The sequence below is a fragment of the Streptomyces xanthochromogenes genome (assembly GCF_014650455.1).
Lineage (GTDB): Bacteria > Actinomycetota > Actinomycetes > Streptomycetales > Streptomycetaceae > Streptomyces > Streptomyces xanthochromogenes.
This window is the reverse complement of sequence record NZ_BMUZ01000012.1, coordinates 221,579-236,445: the sequence shown is the minus strand read 5'-3', so window position 1 is coordinate 236,445 and position 14,867 is coordinate 221,579. Positions and strand designations below refer to the sequence as shown.

General features: G+C 72.0%; 11 protein-coding genes. 4 read left to right on the top strand and 7 right to left on the bottom strand.

All coding sequences use genetic code 11. From position 1 onward, the window contains the following. Positions 1 to 72: 72 nt before the first annotated feature. The 3 genes from IE267_RS29200 to IE267_RS29190 form a co-directional block, all read right to left on the bottom strand. Entirely contained in the window at positions 73 to 882 is an 810-nt protein-coding gene (locus IE267_RS29200) for an ABC transporter permease (protein WP_189765287.1), read from the bottom strand. Next, a complete protein-coding gene (locus IE267_RS29195) occupies positions 879 to 1,889 on the bottom strand; it encodes an ATP-binding cassette domain-containing protein (RefSeq protein ID WP_167154709.1) in 1,011 nt (336 codons plus the stop codon). Before IE267_RS29195 ends, IE267_RS29200 begins: the two co-directional genes overlap by 4 nt. Positions 1,890 to 2,185: 296 nt before the next feature. Then, a complete protein-coding gene (locus IE267_RS29190; RefSeq protein ID WP_167154691.1) occupies positions 2,186 to 2,839 on the bottom strand; it encodes a PadR family transcriptional regulator in 654 nt (217 codons plus the stop codon). A 257-nt stretch (positions 2,840 to 3,096) separates the two neighbouring features. On the opposite strand from IE267_RS29190, the gene IE267_RS29185 reads away from it, so the two are divergent. After that, on the top strand, positions 3,097 to 4,044 hold the full coding sequence (locus IE267_RS29185) for a hypothetical protein (RefSeq protein ID WP_189765286.1): 948 nt from the start codon (positions 3,097 to 3,099) through the stop codon (positions 4,042 to 4,044). Between the two features lie 78 nt (positions 4,045 to 4,122). Here IE267_RS29185 and IE267_RS29180 read toward each other — a convergent pair whose 3' ends face one another. Beyond that, entirely contained in the window at positions 4,123 to 6,339 is a 2,217-nt protein-coding gene (locus IE267_RS29180) for an MMPL family transporter (RefSeq protein WP_189765284.1), read from the bottom strand. A 290-nt stretch (positions 6,340 to 6,629) separates the two neighbouring features. Here IE267_RS29180 and IE267_RS29175 point away from each other — a divergent pair, with 290 nt between their 5' ends. Both IE267_RS29175 and IE267_RS29170 read left to right on the top strand, forming a co-directional pair. Next, positions 6,630 to 7,952, top strand: coding sequence for a sensor histidine kinase (locus IE267_RS29175; RefSeq protein WP_189765282.1), 1,323 nt, complete (start codon positions 6,630 to 6,632; stop codon positions 7,950 to 7,952). Continuing rightward, the gene (locus IE267_RS29170) at positions 7,949 to 8,668 is read left to right on the top strand and encodes a response regulator (RefSeq protein ID WP_189765280.1); all 720 of its coding nucleotides are present in this window, start codon (positions 7,949 to 7,951) and stop codon (positions 8,666 to 8,668) included. The genes IE267_RS29175 and IE267_RS29170 overlap by 4 nt, the downstream gene beginning before the upstream one ends. Before the next feature lies 1 nt (position 8,669). On the opposite strand, the gene IE267_RS29165 is transcribed toward IE267_RS29170, so the two are convergent. Continuing rightward, a complete protein-coding gene (locus IE267_RS29165; RefSeq protein ID WP_229861480.1) occupies positions 8,670 to 8,948 on the bottom strand; it encodes a glutaredoxin domain-containing protein in 279 nt (92 codons plus the stop codon). 136 nt (positions 8,949 to 9,084) lie between these two features. On the opposite strand from IE267_RS29165, the gene IE267_RS29160 reads away from it, so the two are divergent. Continuing rightward, positions 9,085 to 10,065, top strand: coding sequence for an ADP-ribosylglycohydrolase family protein (locus IE267_RS29160; RefSeq protein WP_373304606.1), 981 nt, complete (start codon positions 9,085 to 9,087; stop codon positions 10,063 to 10,065). 65 nt (positions 10,066 to 10,130) lie between these two features. On the opposite strand, the gene IE267_RS29155 is transcribed toward IE267_RS29160, so the two are convergent. Together IE267_RS29155 and IE267_RS29150 are read right to left on the bottom strand one after the other, a co-directional pair. Continuing rightward, positions 10,131 to 11,504 (bottom strand): cytochrome P450, encoded by a 1,374-nt coding sequence (locus IE267_RS29155; RefSeq protein ID WP_229861479.1) that lies wholly within the window; start codon positions 11,502 to 11,504, stop codon positions 10,131 to 10,133. A 509-nt stretch (positions 11,505 to 12,013) separates the two neighbouring features. Beyond that, a complete protein-coding gene (locus tag IE267_RS29150; RefSeq protein ID WP_189765279.1) occupies positions 12,014 to 14,842 on the bottom strand; it encodes a DEAD/DEAH box helicase in 2,829 nt (942 codons plus the stop codon). Positions 14,843 to 14,867 lie beyond the last annotated feature (25 nt).

Here is a 14,867-nt window from a genome sequence, read left to right as displayed (position 1 = left end):
TCGCCGTTCGGCGGCGGGCCGCCGGGACCGCGAGCGGCCCCGCAACCCCCTCCGCCCCTGGGGCAGTTGGCCCTAGACCGACTTCTGGTACGAGCGGAACGTGCGGGTCGACAGCCACACCGCGACGATCGCCAGGCCGAGCAGGGCGCCGCCCCGGCCGAGCACGAGAGACCAGTCCGGGTCGGCCGCCATGGCCGAACGGCCCGCCACCATGCCCCAGTTGAGCGGGTTGAAGTCGGCGATGTGCCGCATCCAGGAGGGCATCTGGGACGGCGCCATGAACGCCGAGGACAGGAAGGTCAGCGGCAGCAGCAGGAAGGTGTTGATGCCGATGATCGACTCGCGCTGGCGGACCAGCATGCCCAGCGCGTTGGAGAAGGCGCCGAAGACCGTGCCGAGCAGGATCGCGGCGACGGCCAGGATCACCAGACCGCCGAAGCCGCCGGGGTAGTGGGCGCCGCCGAGCTTGCCGAGCAGCAGGATGATCACGGTCTGGACGGTGATGCTGATGCCGTTCTGCACGACGTTGGCGTTCATCAGGGCGCCGCGGCTGACGGGCGTGGTGAGGAAGCGGTTGAGCGTGCCGCGCTCGATCTCCTCAAGGGTGCCCATGCCGGCCCACATGCTGGAGCCGAGGGCGCTCATGAGGACGATGCCGGGCACGAGGTAGTCCAGATAGGACGTGGTGCCGAAGCCGCCGAGCTGCACGACCTTCTTGAAGAGGTTGCCGAACAGGAACAGCCAGATCACCGGCTGCACCAGGGTGATCAGGAGATAGGCGGGCTGGCGGAAGATCGCCATCAGTTGACGCTGCGTCATGTACCAGGTCTGGGCGAGGGCGTTGGAGCGCAGGGGCGCGGGCCGGACGTCGGTACTGGTCATCGGGTGCCTCCGGCGGTGGCGAGGGCGGGGGCTTCGGCTGCCGCCTCGGCTTCGGAGTAACGGCGTCCGGCATAGCGCAGGTAGACGTCGTCGAGGGAGGGGCGGGCCACGGTCGCGGCGGCGACGGAGGCGCCGGCCCGCTCCAGGGCGGCGAGCAGCACGGGCACGGCGGCCGCGCCGTCGTCGGCGCGTGCGCTGACCCGGCGGCCGTCGAACAGCACCTCGTGCACACCGGGCAGGCCGGTGAGGGCCTCGCGCAGCGGCGAGCGTTCGGTGACGGCCTCGCGCAGCTCCACATGCACGGCGTCGCCGCGGAGTTCGCCCTTCAGCTCGTCGGGGGTACCTTCGACCACGACCCGGCCGCGGTCCACGATCGCGATCCGCTCGGCGAGCCGGTCGGCCTCTTCGAGGTAGTGCGTGGTGAGCACGATGGTGAGCCCCTCGTCACCCGCGAGGCGGGCGATCTCGTCCCACATGGCGGTGCGGGCCTCGGGGTCGAGACCGGTGGTCGGCTCGTCGAGGAAGAGCACCTCGGGCCGGTGCACCAGACCGAGCGCCACGTCGAGGCGGCGCTGCATGCCGCCCGAGTACCCCTTCACGACGCGCTTGCCGGCGTCCGCGAGGTCGAAGCGTTCGAGCAACTCGTCCACGCGCCGCTTGAGAGCGGTGCCGGTCAGCCCGTACAGGCGTCCCTGGAGTTGCAGGTTCTCGCGGCCGGTGGCCACGGGGTCGGCTCCGGACTTCTGCGCCACGACGCCGATCGCACGCCTGACCCGGTCGGGATGGCGCAGCACATCGTGCCCGGCGACGGTCGCCGTGCCGCTGTCGGGGCGCGCGAGTGTGGTGAGGATCTTGACGGTGGTGGACTTGCCGGCGCCGTTGGGGCCGAGCAGTCCGAAGACCGTGCCGGCCTCGACGGTGATGCCCATGCCGTTGAGGGCGGTGACATCTCCGGGATACGTCTTGATCAGGTTGTGCGCCTGCACTGCGGGCGCCCGGGTACTCATGACGGGGCTCTCCTGGGGTGAGCGGGGTGGTCGGTATGACGGACCGATCCGCGTGGGGAGCGCCGGGCTATCCTTGGCGTGCCGCACCTTCGATCGCCTGGCCTGCCGCGCGCGGGTCGGGTCCGGGGTCGCAACCCCGGTGGGGGCTGCTGCAACAGCCCGTACCGGGGTTTCCCTGTCTTGCTCGTCCTTGCTCGTCCTGCGTGTTCTGCCTGTTCTGCGTCTCCCGCACGGCCCACGCGTGGGCCGGCACGCCGGGTGCGCGGCCGGGACCGGTACTGCTTGGGCCCGGCGGGCTACCCGCGGGAGTGGTCCTCGTCCTCCAAGTGCTCCCATTCCGCGGGCACTTCGCCCGTGGCCTGCCAGCTGCGCCATCCGTCGATGCCGCTGAGGGTGCCGTCCGCCATCTCCTTGAGGAAGCCGCGCACCCACTCCGCCTCGGCGTCGATCATGTGGAGTTGGTACTCGGTCTCCACGAGGAAGAACCGGGGCAGCGTCTCGCGCAGCTTCCGCAGCGCTCCCCGCAGCCCGGCGGCCTGCACCTCCAGCGTATTGACGCGTTGCGTGAGCAGCGCGGTGACCTCGTCGGGCGGCAGTACGCCCATGAGGGACAGGGCGGTCTCGAAGATCGGGAACTCGTGCACGGGCACCGAGACGATGTCCGCCATCCAGTCGAGCATTTCCTCGCGGCCCGTCGGGGTGAGGGCGTAGAGGGTGCGCTCGGGGCGGTTGCCCTGCCGCTCGACGTCGGCGACCTCGACGAAGCCATGCTTCTCGAGGTTCTGGACGACGGTGTAGAGCGAGCCGTAGTTGATCTTGATGCTGTACTCCTTGCCGCGCTGGCGCAGAGTCTGGGCGATCTCGTACGGATGCATCGAGGGACGCTCGGCGAGCAGCACCAGAACGGCCAGCGCCAAGGGGTTGCGGAGCTTGCGCCGCCCGACTGCCACCGCCCTCACCTCACATCCCTCGCTCCCGAATACTCGTAGCCGAACATATCGCGACTGTCGCGTGATGGTCAACCGCGATGTATCGCGAGTCTGGGTGTGCCGTGCAACGATCCGGTCCGCCCGGTGGGCCCGCCGTCCGCTGCCCTCTCGTCTGCCCTTTCACCCCTGGCGGGCAGGGGCCGGCACTTCTGGCGTCGGGCGCTCGGGACCGAACGGCGAGCCGGAGGCGCAGCGTGCGAGAGACAGGGACACCGCCGGTGGGTACCGGACCGCGGGCCGTGCCACCGGCCCGGCGACAGACGGGGACCGCGGGCACGGCGACCGCCGGCGGACAGGGCGCGCAGCGCGCCGGGCCGGCCGCGCTCCACGGGACCGCGGGCAACGCGGCCGTGGCGCAGTGGATCCAGCGCCAGGAGGTCCCCGGCGCCAACGAGGAGGCGCGGAAGAACGCCGTCGACCCGACCGGGCACGGCGAGTGGAGCACGTTCCGCGACATGATGGCGGAGGCCGGGTTCCCGAACAGCGTCACGGACGCCGCCTGGCAGTTGGTACTCGGCGGCCTGGCGGAGCAGGGCCGGCTCAACGACGAGGCCATGGCCAAGTTCACCGAACGCCAGGAGCAACGGGACCACCGCGCGTCGAACACCTGGTACCAGGAGCTGGTGCAGCTCATCGGGGACTATCTGGAGATCGACCGACCGACGATGGCCCTGTGGTCCGGCGGCATCGACACCAGTGTGTACGCCCGCTCCAAGGGCCACACCCCGCTGGAGGCCACCCCCTTCGGGGGCGTGGTCGACAAGCTGAGCCTGACGAAGGACTGGAAGCTCAAGACCCCGATGTGGAACGTCCTTTCCAAGGCGTTCGTGAACCGGGCGCGCGGCCCGGTCCACATCTTCCTGCGCGCCTACAACCCCGACAGCGTCCTGATCGCGCAGGAAGTGCCCCAACTCCGTGTGGTGATGGCGCTCAACCCGGCCGTCAAACTCATCTGGCACCCGGTGTACACCGCGGCCGACGGCAAGCTGCGGGAGGTCACCAAGGGCCTCGAACTGGCCGCGGACGCCTCCTACTCGAAGCGGGACGAGTGCGTGCAGGTGCTCTACGACTACCTGCGCCTCAAGCACGACCCGGAGAACGGCAACTCCGAACGGGCCCACAAGGAGATGAGCGACCGGCTCGCCACCAACGGCAATCCCCGCTAGGGGGCTGCCTGTTGGCGGTGTCCCACACTCCTGCGGCGGGAGGCTTCAGCACGCTCGGGCCGCGCGTCGCAGCCGTGGTCAGTACGCCCCCGTCCGCTCCGCCTCCCGATCCGGTATGGCCCGCCCGCCGTACTCGGGGCGAGCGTCCCCGGCCGCTCCCGGGCGGACCGGCCACCACAGGGCGCGCCCCAGGAGAGCCGCGACGGCGGGGACGAGGACGAGGGACAGGACGAGCGCGGACAGCAGGATGCCGAGCGCCATCGCGAAGGCCATCTGTTCGTTGCCCGGAGAGGTGGCCAGGGTGGCGAAGGACCCGGCGAGAACCAGGCCCGCCGAGGCGATGGCCGGAGTCGTGTGCCGCACCGCGCGGGCCACGGCTGCGCGCGCCGGTCCCGGCCGCCGCATCTCCTCGCGGATGCGGTCGGTGATCAGGATGTTGTAGTCGGTGCCGAGGGCCACCACGAAGAGGAACAGCACCAGCGGGAGGGCGAAGTTGACGCCCGGCTCGCCGAGTCCGTGCTGGAAGAGCAGAGTGGCCGCACCGAGGGTGGCCGCGAAGCCGAGCCCGACGGAGAGCATCAGGACGACCGGGGCGAGCAGACTGCGCAGGAGCAGCAGGAGAATCAGGGCGATCAGCGCGGCGGCGACCGGGAACACCACCTTCAGATCGTGGTCGACGGCCGTCGCGATGTCGGCGAAGATCGCGGCCGTTCCGCCCACATGGGCCGTCGTCCCGTCGGGCGTGTGCCGGGCGACCGTGGCCCGGATCGGCCCCGAGGCCAGGTCACGGGCCTGCTGGCTCTGCGGGTCGGCGGTGGGGTAGAGGTCGATGCGGGCGGCGCGGCGGTCCTGGTTCAGGACGGTCGGGGCCACCTTGCCCACGCCCTTGACCCGGGTGAGCGCCTGCGCGAGGCCGTCGAGCCTGCCTGCGGTGAGGGTGCCGCCGTCCTTGGCGGTGACGAAGACACTCGTCGGGTCGGACACACCGGCCGGCAGCGCCCGCGAGATCTCGGTGGCGGTGGCCGCGGCGGCGGTCCCGTTGTCGGCCTCGCCCCGGCCGTAGTCCATGCGGATGCCGGTCAGCCCGGCGGCCAGCGCGGCGAGCAGGGCGAGCGAGGCGGCCAGCATCATGACGGGCCGGCGTGCCACCAGCACCCCGAGCCGTGCGGCCCGGCCCTCGCGCGGCTCGCGGCGCAGCGCGTTCTTCGAGGGCCAGAACATCTTGCGTCCGGCGGCCGCGAGCAGCGCCGGCATGAGCGTGAGGCTGCCGAGCAGCATCACCAGGACCGCGGCGGCGATGGCGGGGCCGAGCGAGCGGAACTGTCCGAAGGTGGCCAGCCCCAGGGTGGCGAACGCGGCGACGATCGTCAGCGCGGCCGAGGTGATGGCGCTGCCCACCCGGGCGCAGACCTGGCCCGCGGCCTCACGGGCCAACTGATCGGGCCGCTCCCGCAGTTGCTCGCGGTAGCGGAACAGCAGGAACAGGAGGTAGTCGATGCCGATGCCGAGCAGGACCACGTTGAGGAGCGCCGGGGTGCTCGCGTCGAGCTTGAGCCCCGTGAGCATCGCGGCCCCGGCGACGGCTCCCGCCGCGACGAACCCGATCATGGCGACGGCGAGCAGCGGAAGCAGAGCGGCGAGCACGCTGCGGAACACCAGCACGTTGAGCAGGACGATCAGCGCGGTGACGAGCGCGCCGCCGATCTTCGTGGCCAGCTCGTGGGCATCGGCCGTGTCGACGGTGTCGGCGAGGGAGCCGGTGAATCCGGTACGCATCCCGGCCTCGGCGAACCGCTCCCGGGCATCGTCGCGGAACGCCCGGAAGACGTCCTGCAGCCCCGGGTCCGACGGGTTGCCGGTCAACTCGGCACCGAGCAGCTCGAAGCTGCGGTCGGGTGCGGTCATCACGGGGGCGACCCGGGGCGTCTGGGAGCGGTCCGGGACCATGAACGACGGGGTGTCGTCCTTGCGCGGCATCGTGACCCGGCGCTCGCCCAGCCTCGCCGCCTCGCCCTTGATCCGCTCACGGTCGGCGGCATCGAGCGGCTTCCCGTCCGACCGGGCGACCAGGACCGTGACGGTGGTGGCGTCGGGGTCGACCCCGAACCGCTCCTCGGCGATGTGCAGCGCGGCGGCCGAGTCGTAGTCGCGGGGCAGGAAGTCGCCCGCCTGGTTCTGGGTGACGCGGGCGAACAGGGTCGGCGTCAGAGCGCTGAGGGCGACACCGAGGACCACCCACAGGGCGATCACCTTCCAGGGATGTCGGGTGGAGAATCCGGTCAGGGCGCGGATCACGAGGTCCTCCGGCGGACGGTCTTGGATACGGACGGCCGGGGGTTCCCGGCAGCTCCAAGCCCATCAGTGCGAAGCCCCCGTCAGCGTCCTGGCCAGGGATGATCCCGCCCCGGGCCCTGACTCCCGCCCGCCACCCACCCCAGGACCACGGTCCTGGTTCCCCCTCCCCCCACGGCAGGTCCCACACCCCCGCGGCCTGTGCGAGGCTGTCGTGGGGGAACGGGAGGACGAGAGCTCGGGGGGCGGACGAGGTTATGCGCAGGGATGGGAGCAGAGGGGTGGAGCCGGGGATGGACGCGTCGGGCTACGGGGAGACCGGGAGTGCCCGGCCGTCGAACCCCGTGGACGCGCGGCCGCATCCGCTCCTGGACCGACAGGCACCGTCCGAGCGCGGCGGCCCCTGTGGACCGGCGGGATCGCGGCCTCCCGGCGATGGTGGCGCCGAGACTCCGTGGACGCGGAACGAGGCGCTCGTCACCGGCGGGGCCTGCGCCATCAATCTGCTCAGCTATGTGTTCGTCAGTGACCCCGTGGGGCAGCGCGGGGTGAGTGTCGTGGGGTTCCTACTCGTCGCCCTCGCGGCCGTGCCCCTGCTCGTGCGGCGCACCCACCCGGTACTGGCACTCGCCGGCACCCTCGCGCTCGACTCCGCCGCCTCGATCGCCCTGCCCCTCGCCACCCACTTCGGCGCGGTCCTCGTCCTGGCCCTCTACTCGGTCGCCAGGGCCTGCTCGGGCTGGGTGACGGCCGCCGCGACCGCGGCGACGACGGCACTGACCCTCCTGTCCCAGAGCACTGGACAGATCCCGCCCTGGCAGGCGACCCTCTCCGCGGTCCTGTCCCCCTTGATCGTGGTCGCCACCGCTCTCGTGGTGGGCCGCTGGCAGCGCGAGGTGGCGGCCAACCGGCGGCTGCTCGCGGACCGCGCCGTGGCCGACGAACGCCGCCGCATCGCCCGCGAGTTGCACGACATCGTGGCCCACCACATCACCACCATGCAGCTGATGGCGGGCGGCGCCCGGGCCAACCTGGCCCGGCCCGAGGTCGCCCGCGATGCCCTGGTCACCCTGGAGTCCTCCGGCCGCCTCGCACTGAGCGAGATGCGCCAACTCCTCGACGTACTGCGGGCCGACGACGAGCAGGAGCACGCGCCGCCGCAGCCCCAGCCCGGGCCCGACGACCTCCCGCATCTGGTTGCCGAGTCCCAACGGGCCGGACTGCCAACGGAGTTCACGATCACCGGTGCGCCGCGCCACCTGCCGCCGGCCCTGGGCCTGACCGTGTTCCGGGTCGCCCAGGAGGCGCTCACCAACACCCGCAAGCACGCGGGACCGGCGGCTCGCGCGGAACTCTCCCTGACGTACCGTCAGGACAGGATCGTCGTCGAGGTGTGCGACGACGGCGGAGGCTTCCCGCCCGGGGAGCCGCCGACGCCGAGTCCCGGCGGCCACGGCCTGATCGGCATGCGCGAGCGCGTCGCCCTGCACGGCGGCACGCTCACCACGGGCCCGCGCCCCGGCGGCGGCTTCGCCGTACTGGCCGAGTTGCCCCTGACCACGGACGAGGCGGCCGGAGCGGCCGTCCAGCACGATCCCGAGGGAGCACTGCGATGACCGGGCCCGACGACGGGGCGAGGCCGCGGGCGATCAGCGTGCTGATCGCCGACGACCAGCCGCTGGTCCGCCGCGGACTGTCCCTGATCCTCTCCCCCGACCCGGCGTTCGAGGTGGTGGGCGAGGCCGAGAACGGCGCGCAGGCGGTCGCTCTGGCGGGCCGGCTCCGCCCCGACGTCGTGGTGATGGACATCCGGATGCCCGTACTGGACGGGGTCGCCGCCACCGCCGAACTCGCCTCCGTCGTCCCCGGCTGCCGCGTCCTGGCCCTGAGCACCTTCGACATGGACGAGTACGTGGTGGGCGCGCTGCGCGCCGGGGCTTACGGGTTCCTGCCCAAGGACAGCTCCCCCGAGGACCTGAGCGCGGCGATCCGCACGGTGCACGACGGCGAAGCCGTGGTGGCTCCGCGCCTGCTCACCCGGCTGATCTCCGCGTACGTGACCGCCCCGCGCGAACCTCGTCCCTCCTTCACCGCCGGCGCCGAACTCACCCCCCGCGAGGTGGAGGTGTGGCACCTGATGGCCAAGGGCCTCGACAACGCCGCCATCTCCCGCGACCTGGACATCAGTGTGTCCACGGTCAAGAACTACATCACCAGCATCTTCGACAAACTCTCCGTACGCGACCGCGCCCAGGCGGTGATCGCAGCCTACGAATCAGGCCTGGTGACCGCCGGAACGGCAGGCGCCACCACGGAAAGACGGGGCGCGTAGCTCAGCGCCCCCTCGGCAACGACCGGGGCGCATGGGCCCGGACCGCCTCGAAGAGCTCCCTCTTGGAGGGGTTCACCATCGCCCGCCCGGCCACGGTCACCGTGGGCACCGTCTCGTTCCCGCCCGCGACCGAGCGCACGAACGCGGCCGCCTCGGGGTCCCGCCAGATGTTCACCTTCACGAACCGCAGCCCCGTGAAGAGCAGCCGCAGTCGCAGCTTCATGCAGTACGTGCACATGGGGCGCCAGTAGAGGACCACCCCGTCCTGATCCTGTGTCACGGATCTCCCCCCGTTTCCGCAGTGCCGCCGGGCGGACGACAGCGCTCCGATCGTAGGCGAACCGCCGGAAGCCCCCTGGCCGGGGTGTGGGTAATTGGTTCGCGGGGCCGACGGGCCACTGGCTATCGTGACAAGCATGGTCTTGGGCAGGGGCATGGGCAGCCAGGGTTCCGGCGAGGGGGCCCCGGGCCGGGCCCAGCGGGCGGCGGGGGCCGTGGTCGGCTCGGCCGTCGGCGACGCGTTGGGCGCACCCTTCGAGTTCGGCCTGCCAGGGGTCTACGCGCGGCGGTTTCCCGACGGCGTCGGCACCATGTGCGGCGGGGCCGGCTGGGACCCGGGCGAGGCCACCGACGACACCCAGATGGCGGTGCTGGTCGCCGACTCCCTCCTGGAGTGCGGCGGACTCGAACCGGCCGATGTCTTCCGGCGGTTCCAGCGCTGGGCGGTCTCGGAGCCCAAGGACATAGGGCTCCAGACCGAGGAGGTCCTGACGAACGGCGAGCCCTGGGACCGTGCGGCCGCCCGCCATTTCCAGGTCAACCGCCGTGCCGCGGGCAACGGTTCGCTGATGCGGGCCACCACCGGCGCGGTGTACTTCGCGGCTGCCGGGCGCGCGGCGACGATGGCCGCGGCCCGCAGCATCGCGGCGCTCACCCATGGCGACCCGGCCGCCTGGGAGGGCACGGCGATCTACCACGACCTGATACGTGTCGCGCTGGCCGGGGCCGACTCCCTGACGGCGGTGCCGGACGCCCTGGCCTCCGTCCATCCCGACCACCGCGTCCGATGGTCGACGGTCCTCTCTCCCGACTGGCATCCCTCCGACGCGACCGAGTTCAACGGTGCGGTCTGGCCCTGCCTCGGCTCCGCGCTCTGGGCGCTGCGTACGACGGACTCCTTCGAGCGGGCGCTGAGTGCCGCGATCGACCTGGGCGGCGACACGGACACGGTGGCGGCGGTGACCGGTGGCCTGGCGGGCGCCCGCTACGGCCTCCACGGCATCCCGCCCCGCTGGACCGCTCCCCTGCACGTTCCCGTGCCGGGCTGCGGCGACCGGGTCCTTCGGACACCCGAACTGGTGCGGATGGCCGAGGAGTTGGCCGGCACCTCCGGTTAGCCGCGGCCTGCCGGTGGCGCCCTCTCAGCCCGGCGCGGCGGCTCGGGCCGGCGGCGGTCCCCCGCTCACCCCCTCCCCCGCACCGACGCCCACACCTCGCCCTTCGCCTGGAGCGTCAGGCCGGGGACCGGGGTGAGGTCCCGGGGGGTCACGTCCAGGTCGAAGCGGCGTGCCAGGACCGCCAGGATCAGTACGGCCTCCACGAGGGCGAAGCGCGTGCCCAGGCACACCCGGGGACCGCCGCCGAAGGGGAACCAGGCGTATTCGGGTATCTCCTCGGCCCCCTCCGCCCAGCGCTCGGGGCGGAAGGCCTCCGGATCGCGGAACCAGCGGGCGTCGCGGTGGGTGGCCCACTGGCTGGTCCAGACCCGGGTGCCGGCCGGGATGCCGCGGCCGCCGAGGACCGCGCCCTCCCTCGCGACTCCGGTGAGGAGCCAGATCGTCGGGTAGAGCCGAAGGGTCTCCTTCACCACGGCCTGGGTGTAGGCGAGTTGGGCATAGTCGTCGTGGCCGGGTTCATGGGTGGCGCCCAGGACGCGGTCGAGTTCGTCACCCAGCGCCTCGCGCACGCGCGGGTTGCGGGACAGGAGGTGCCAGGCCCACACGAGCGTGCTGCTCGTGGTCTCGTGACCGCCTATGTAGAGCGTGACGGTCTCGTCGCGTATCTCCCGGTCGGACAGACGTGTCCCGCTCTCGTCCTGGGCGGCCAGCAGCCGACTGAGCAGGTCCGGCCGGTCGGTGTCGCCCGCGCGGTGCCGGGCCACGACGCGGCCCACCTCCGCGTCGATGACCGCGGTCGCCTTCTTGATGCGGGCTCTGCCCGGGGTCGGCAGCCAGTCCGGCAGAAGCGCGCCGATCCCGCTGAACTCGACCCCGATCTCGTGCTGGGCCACCTCCATGGCCCGCCCGATGGCGTCGGCGTCCGCCGCGGTGTCGACGCCGAAGATGGTGCGGACGGCGATCCGCTGGGTGAGCGCGGACATCTCCCGCTTCACGTCGATCCGCTGCCCGTCCGCCCAGCTGTCGGCGAGGTCCACCGCGCATGCGGCCATGGTCGCCGCGTACGACCGCACCTGTCTGGGCCGGACCGAGGGCTGGACCAGGGATCTCTTGCGGCGCCAGTCCTTGCCCCCGGCCACGACGACGCCGTTGCCGAGCAGGGTGCGGAAGGAGACCCCGAGGTCGGGCTGGTCGAAGGTGTGCTCCATCTCGGTGAGGAGCTCACCGATGCACTCGGGATCGGCGACGAACAGCGAGGTCGCACGGCCGAACCGCCAGTGCACCAAGTCGCCCCGGTTCCGCAGCTGTTCGAAGAAGGCGAGCGGGTCCTTGCCGAACCGGGGCAGGCTGCCCAGGTACGGCAGGCCTCGCGGGCCCGCAACCACCTTTCGCCGCGCAGCAGTTGCTCGGACGTTCTCGGACACATTGGCGGTGGTCAAGGTGTCTCCCTCCCTGTGACGCCCGGCCGTTGGTGCGGTCGGCCGTCGACCCGATCGGCCATTGGTACGGTCGGCCGATGTGGATCAGCCCCGCGTGGGTCCATGGAACCCGACTCCCCGACGCCCCGCCACCCCTGTGGATATCCACCGGTCCGCCTCGCTCCCGTCGTCCCCCGCAAGGGTCACGCCGTTTTCCACAGCGCCGGAGGCAGCCTGCCCTGGCAGCCCCAACTCCCTTAGGGAGGGCGGCAGTACAGCGGACGGGCGACCTGGCCGCAGCACGGGAGCGGCACTGGCGCCCGCAGCAAGCGAGCGACACGGGACGGCAGAGGACAACAAGGGAGCGGCCCCGCCGGTCAACCCGGCGGGGCCGCTCCCCCTGTCATCGCGTCACATGTCCACCGCGTCAGGCGTCCATCGCGTCGGGCCCGGCACGTGAAGCCCCGTAAGAGGACCGTCTGCCGAGCACGCGCGCTCGGCCAACCGTCCGCTCAGCCGACCGTGTCCGCTCAGCCGACCGAGCTGTAGGCCACGACTCCCCTCAGCAGCGCGTCGACCGCCTTGCGGGCGTTCTTCGCGACGGTGCTGTTCTCGCGCGGCGCCGCCGCCGCGATCTGCCCGAGGACGTCGATGACCTGCTTGCACCAGCGGACGAAGTCGCCCGCTGGCATGTCGGCCTCGCGGAGCACCTCGTCCAGGCCCTTGTCGGAGGCCCACTGGTAGGCGGCCCAGGCGAAGCCGAGGTCGGGCTCGCGCTGGCCCACGCCCTCCGCCTGGTTGATCTTGTGGTCCTCTTCGAGCGCGTCGAGCCGGCCCCAGATCCGGACCATCTCGCCCAGTGCCGCCTTGGCCTTGCCGGTGGGCGTCTTGGGCGCCACGGCGTCGTCCGACTGGCGGGCCTCGTACACCAACGCCGATACGCAGGCAGCGAGTTCGGCCGGGGTCAGGCCTTCCCAGATGCCCGCGCGCAGGCATTCGCTGGCCAGCAGGTCGAGTTCGCCGTAGAGGCGGGCCAGGCGCTTGCCGTGCTCGGTGACCTCGTCGTCGCGCAGGTAGTCGAGCTCGGTGAGCAGCGCCACGATCCGGTCGAAGGTGCGCGCGATCGTGTTGGTCCGCCCCTCGATGCGCCGCTCCAACTGCTGGGTGTCGCGCTGGAGACGGTAGTAGCGCTCGGCCCAGCGGGCGTGGTCCTCGCGCTCGTCGCAGCCGTGGCACGGGTGGGCGCGCAGGGCCGTGCGCAGCCGGGTGATCTCGCGGTCGTCCGCCGCCTCGGAGCGGGCCTTGCGGTGCCGCTCGGGGACGATGTGCCCGGCCTTGGTGCGCAGCGCGGACGCCAGGTCCCGGCGGGACTGCGGCGAGCGCGCGTTGAAGGACTTCGGGACGCGCATCCGCTCCAGGGCCTCCACGGGCACCGGGAAGTCCATCGAGGCAAGGCGCTTGACCTGACGCTCGGCGGTCAGCACCAGCGGGCGCGGCCCGTCGTGCTGCTCGAAGCCCCGGTGGCCGTTGGTACGGCCCGCGGGGATGCCGGGGTCGAGGACCAGGGCCAGGCCCGCGAACTTGCCGGTCGGCACGTGGATGATGTCGCCCGGCTTGAGCTTCTCCAGGGAGGCGGCGGCCGCCGCCCGTCGCTGGGCGGCGCCGTGCTTGGCGAGTTCGGTCTCGCGGTCCTTGAGGTCGCGCCGCATTCGCGCGTACTCCTCGAAGTCCCCGAGGTGGCAGTGCATGCCCTCCCGGTAGCCCTCCAGGCCCTCCTCGTTGCGCTGGACCTGCCGCGAGATGCCGACGACCGACTTGTCGGCCTGGAACTGCGCGAAGGAGGTTTCGAGCAGCTCGCGCGAGCGGTGCCGGCCGAACTGCTGGACCAGGTTGACGGCCATGTTGTACGACGGCTTGAAGCTGGAGCGCAGCGGGTAGGTGCGCGTGCCGGCCAGGCCCGCGAGCGCGCCCGGGTCCATGCCGCGCTGCCACAGGACCACGGCATGGCCCTCGACGTCGATGCCGCGCCGCCCGGCCCGCCCGGTGAGCTGGGTGTACTCGCCGGGAGTGATGTCGGCGTGCTGCTCGCCGTTCCACTTGACGAGCTTCTCCAACACCACCGAGCGCGCGGGCATGTTGATGCCGAGCGCGAGCGTCTCGGTGGCGAACACGGCCTTCACCAGGCCGCGTACGAACAGCTCCTCCACTACCTCCTTGAAGGTGGGCAGCATCCCCGCGTGGTGGGCGGCGATGCCGCGCTCCAGGCCTTCGAGCCACTCGTAGTAGCCGAGGACGTGCAGGTCCTCGCCGGGGATGGAGGAGGTGCGCTCCTCGACGATCTCGCGGACCTTCTGGCGCGCCTCCTCGTCGTTGAGCCTGAGCCCGGCGTACATGCACTGCTGGACGGCGGCCTCGCAGGCGGCGCGGCTGAAGATGAAGGTGATGGCCGGCAACAGGCCGTCGGCGTCGAGCCGTTCGATGACCTCGGGGCGGCCCGGTGTCCAGATCCGGGAGCGCTGGCGGCGCTCCCGCTCGCGGTCCGCCTCGCGCACCATCTTGCCGCGGCGCCGGTCGCGCGGGTTGTACGTCTTCTGGTTCTCCATGCGCGCCATGCGCAGGAGGTCGGGGTTGACCTCGCGCCGGGAGACGCCACGGCCGCCGTGGTCGGTCTCCTCCTCGAAGAGGTCGTACATCCGGCGGCCGGCCATGACGTGCTGCCACAGCGGCACGGGCCGGTGCTCGGACACGATCACTTCGGTGTCGCCCCGGACGGTGTCCAGCCAGTCGCCGAACTCCTCGGCGTTGGAGACGGTCGCGGACAGCGAGACCAGGGTGACGGACTCCGGGAGGTGGATGATCACCTCTTCCCAGACCGCTCCGCGGAAGCGGTCGGAGAGGTAGTGCACCTCGTCCATCACCACGTACCCGAGCCCGAGGAGGGCCTGGGAGCCCGCGTACAGCATGTTGCGGAGCACCTCGGTGGTCATGACGACCACCGGCGCGTCCGCGTTGACGCTGTTGTCGCCGGTCAGCAGGCCCACCTTGTCGGCACCGTAGCGGCGCGCGAGGTCGGCGTACTTCTGGTTGGACAGCGCCTTGATGGGCGTGGTGTAGAAGCATTTGCGGCCCTGCTCCAGGGCCAAGTGCACGGCGAACTCGCCGACGATGGTCTTGCCGGAGCCGGTGGGGGCCGCGACGAGCACGCCCTTTCCGGCTTCGAGGGCCTGACACGCCTCGATCTGGAACGGGTCCAGATCGAAGTCGTACAGGTCACGGAAGGGTGCGAGCGCGGTGGCCTGCTCGACGGCGCGGAGCCGGGCAGCTGCGTACGCTTCGGCTGGTGAGAGGTCCTCTGTCATCTTGTCTTCGAGCCTACCCGCCGCC

Bases quoted from the DNA above. Each gene is read 5' to 3' on its own strand.
- IE267_RS29175 (WP_189765282.1), top strand. From the start codon at position 6,630: ATGGACGCGTCGGGCTACGGGGAGACCGGGAGTGCCCGGCCGTCGAAC.
- IE267_RS29200 (WP_189765287.1), bottom strand. From the start codon at position 882: ATGACCAGTACCGACGTCCGGCCCGCGCCCCTGCGCTCCAACGCCCTC.
- IE267_RS29150 (WP_189765279.1), bottom strand. From the start codon at position 14,842: ATGACAGAGGACCTCTCACCAGCCGAAGCGTACGCAGCTGCCCGGCTC.
- IE267_RS29195 (WP_167154709.1), bottom strand. From the start codon at position 1,889: ATGAGTACCCGGGCGCCCGCAGTGCAGGCGCACAACCTGATCAAGACG.
- IE267_RS29160 (WP_373304606.1), top strand. From the start codon at position 9,085: ATGGTCTTGGGCAGGGGCATGGGCAGCCAGGGTTCCGGCGAGGGGGCC.
- IE267_RS29170 (WP_189765280.1), top strand. From the start codon at position 7,949: ATGACCGGGCCCGACGACGGGGCGAGGCCGCGGGCGATCAGCGTGCTG.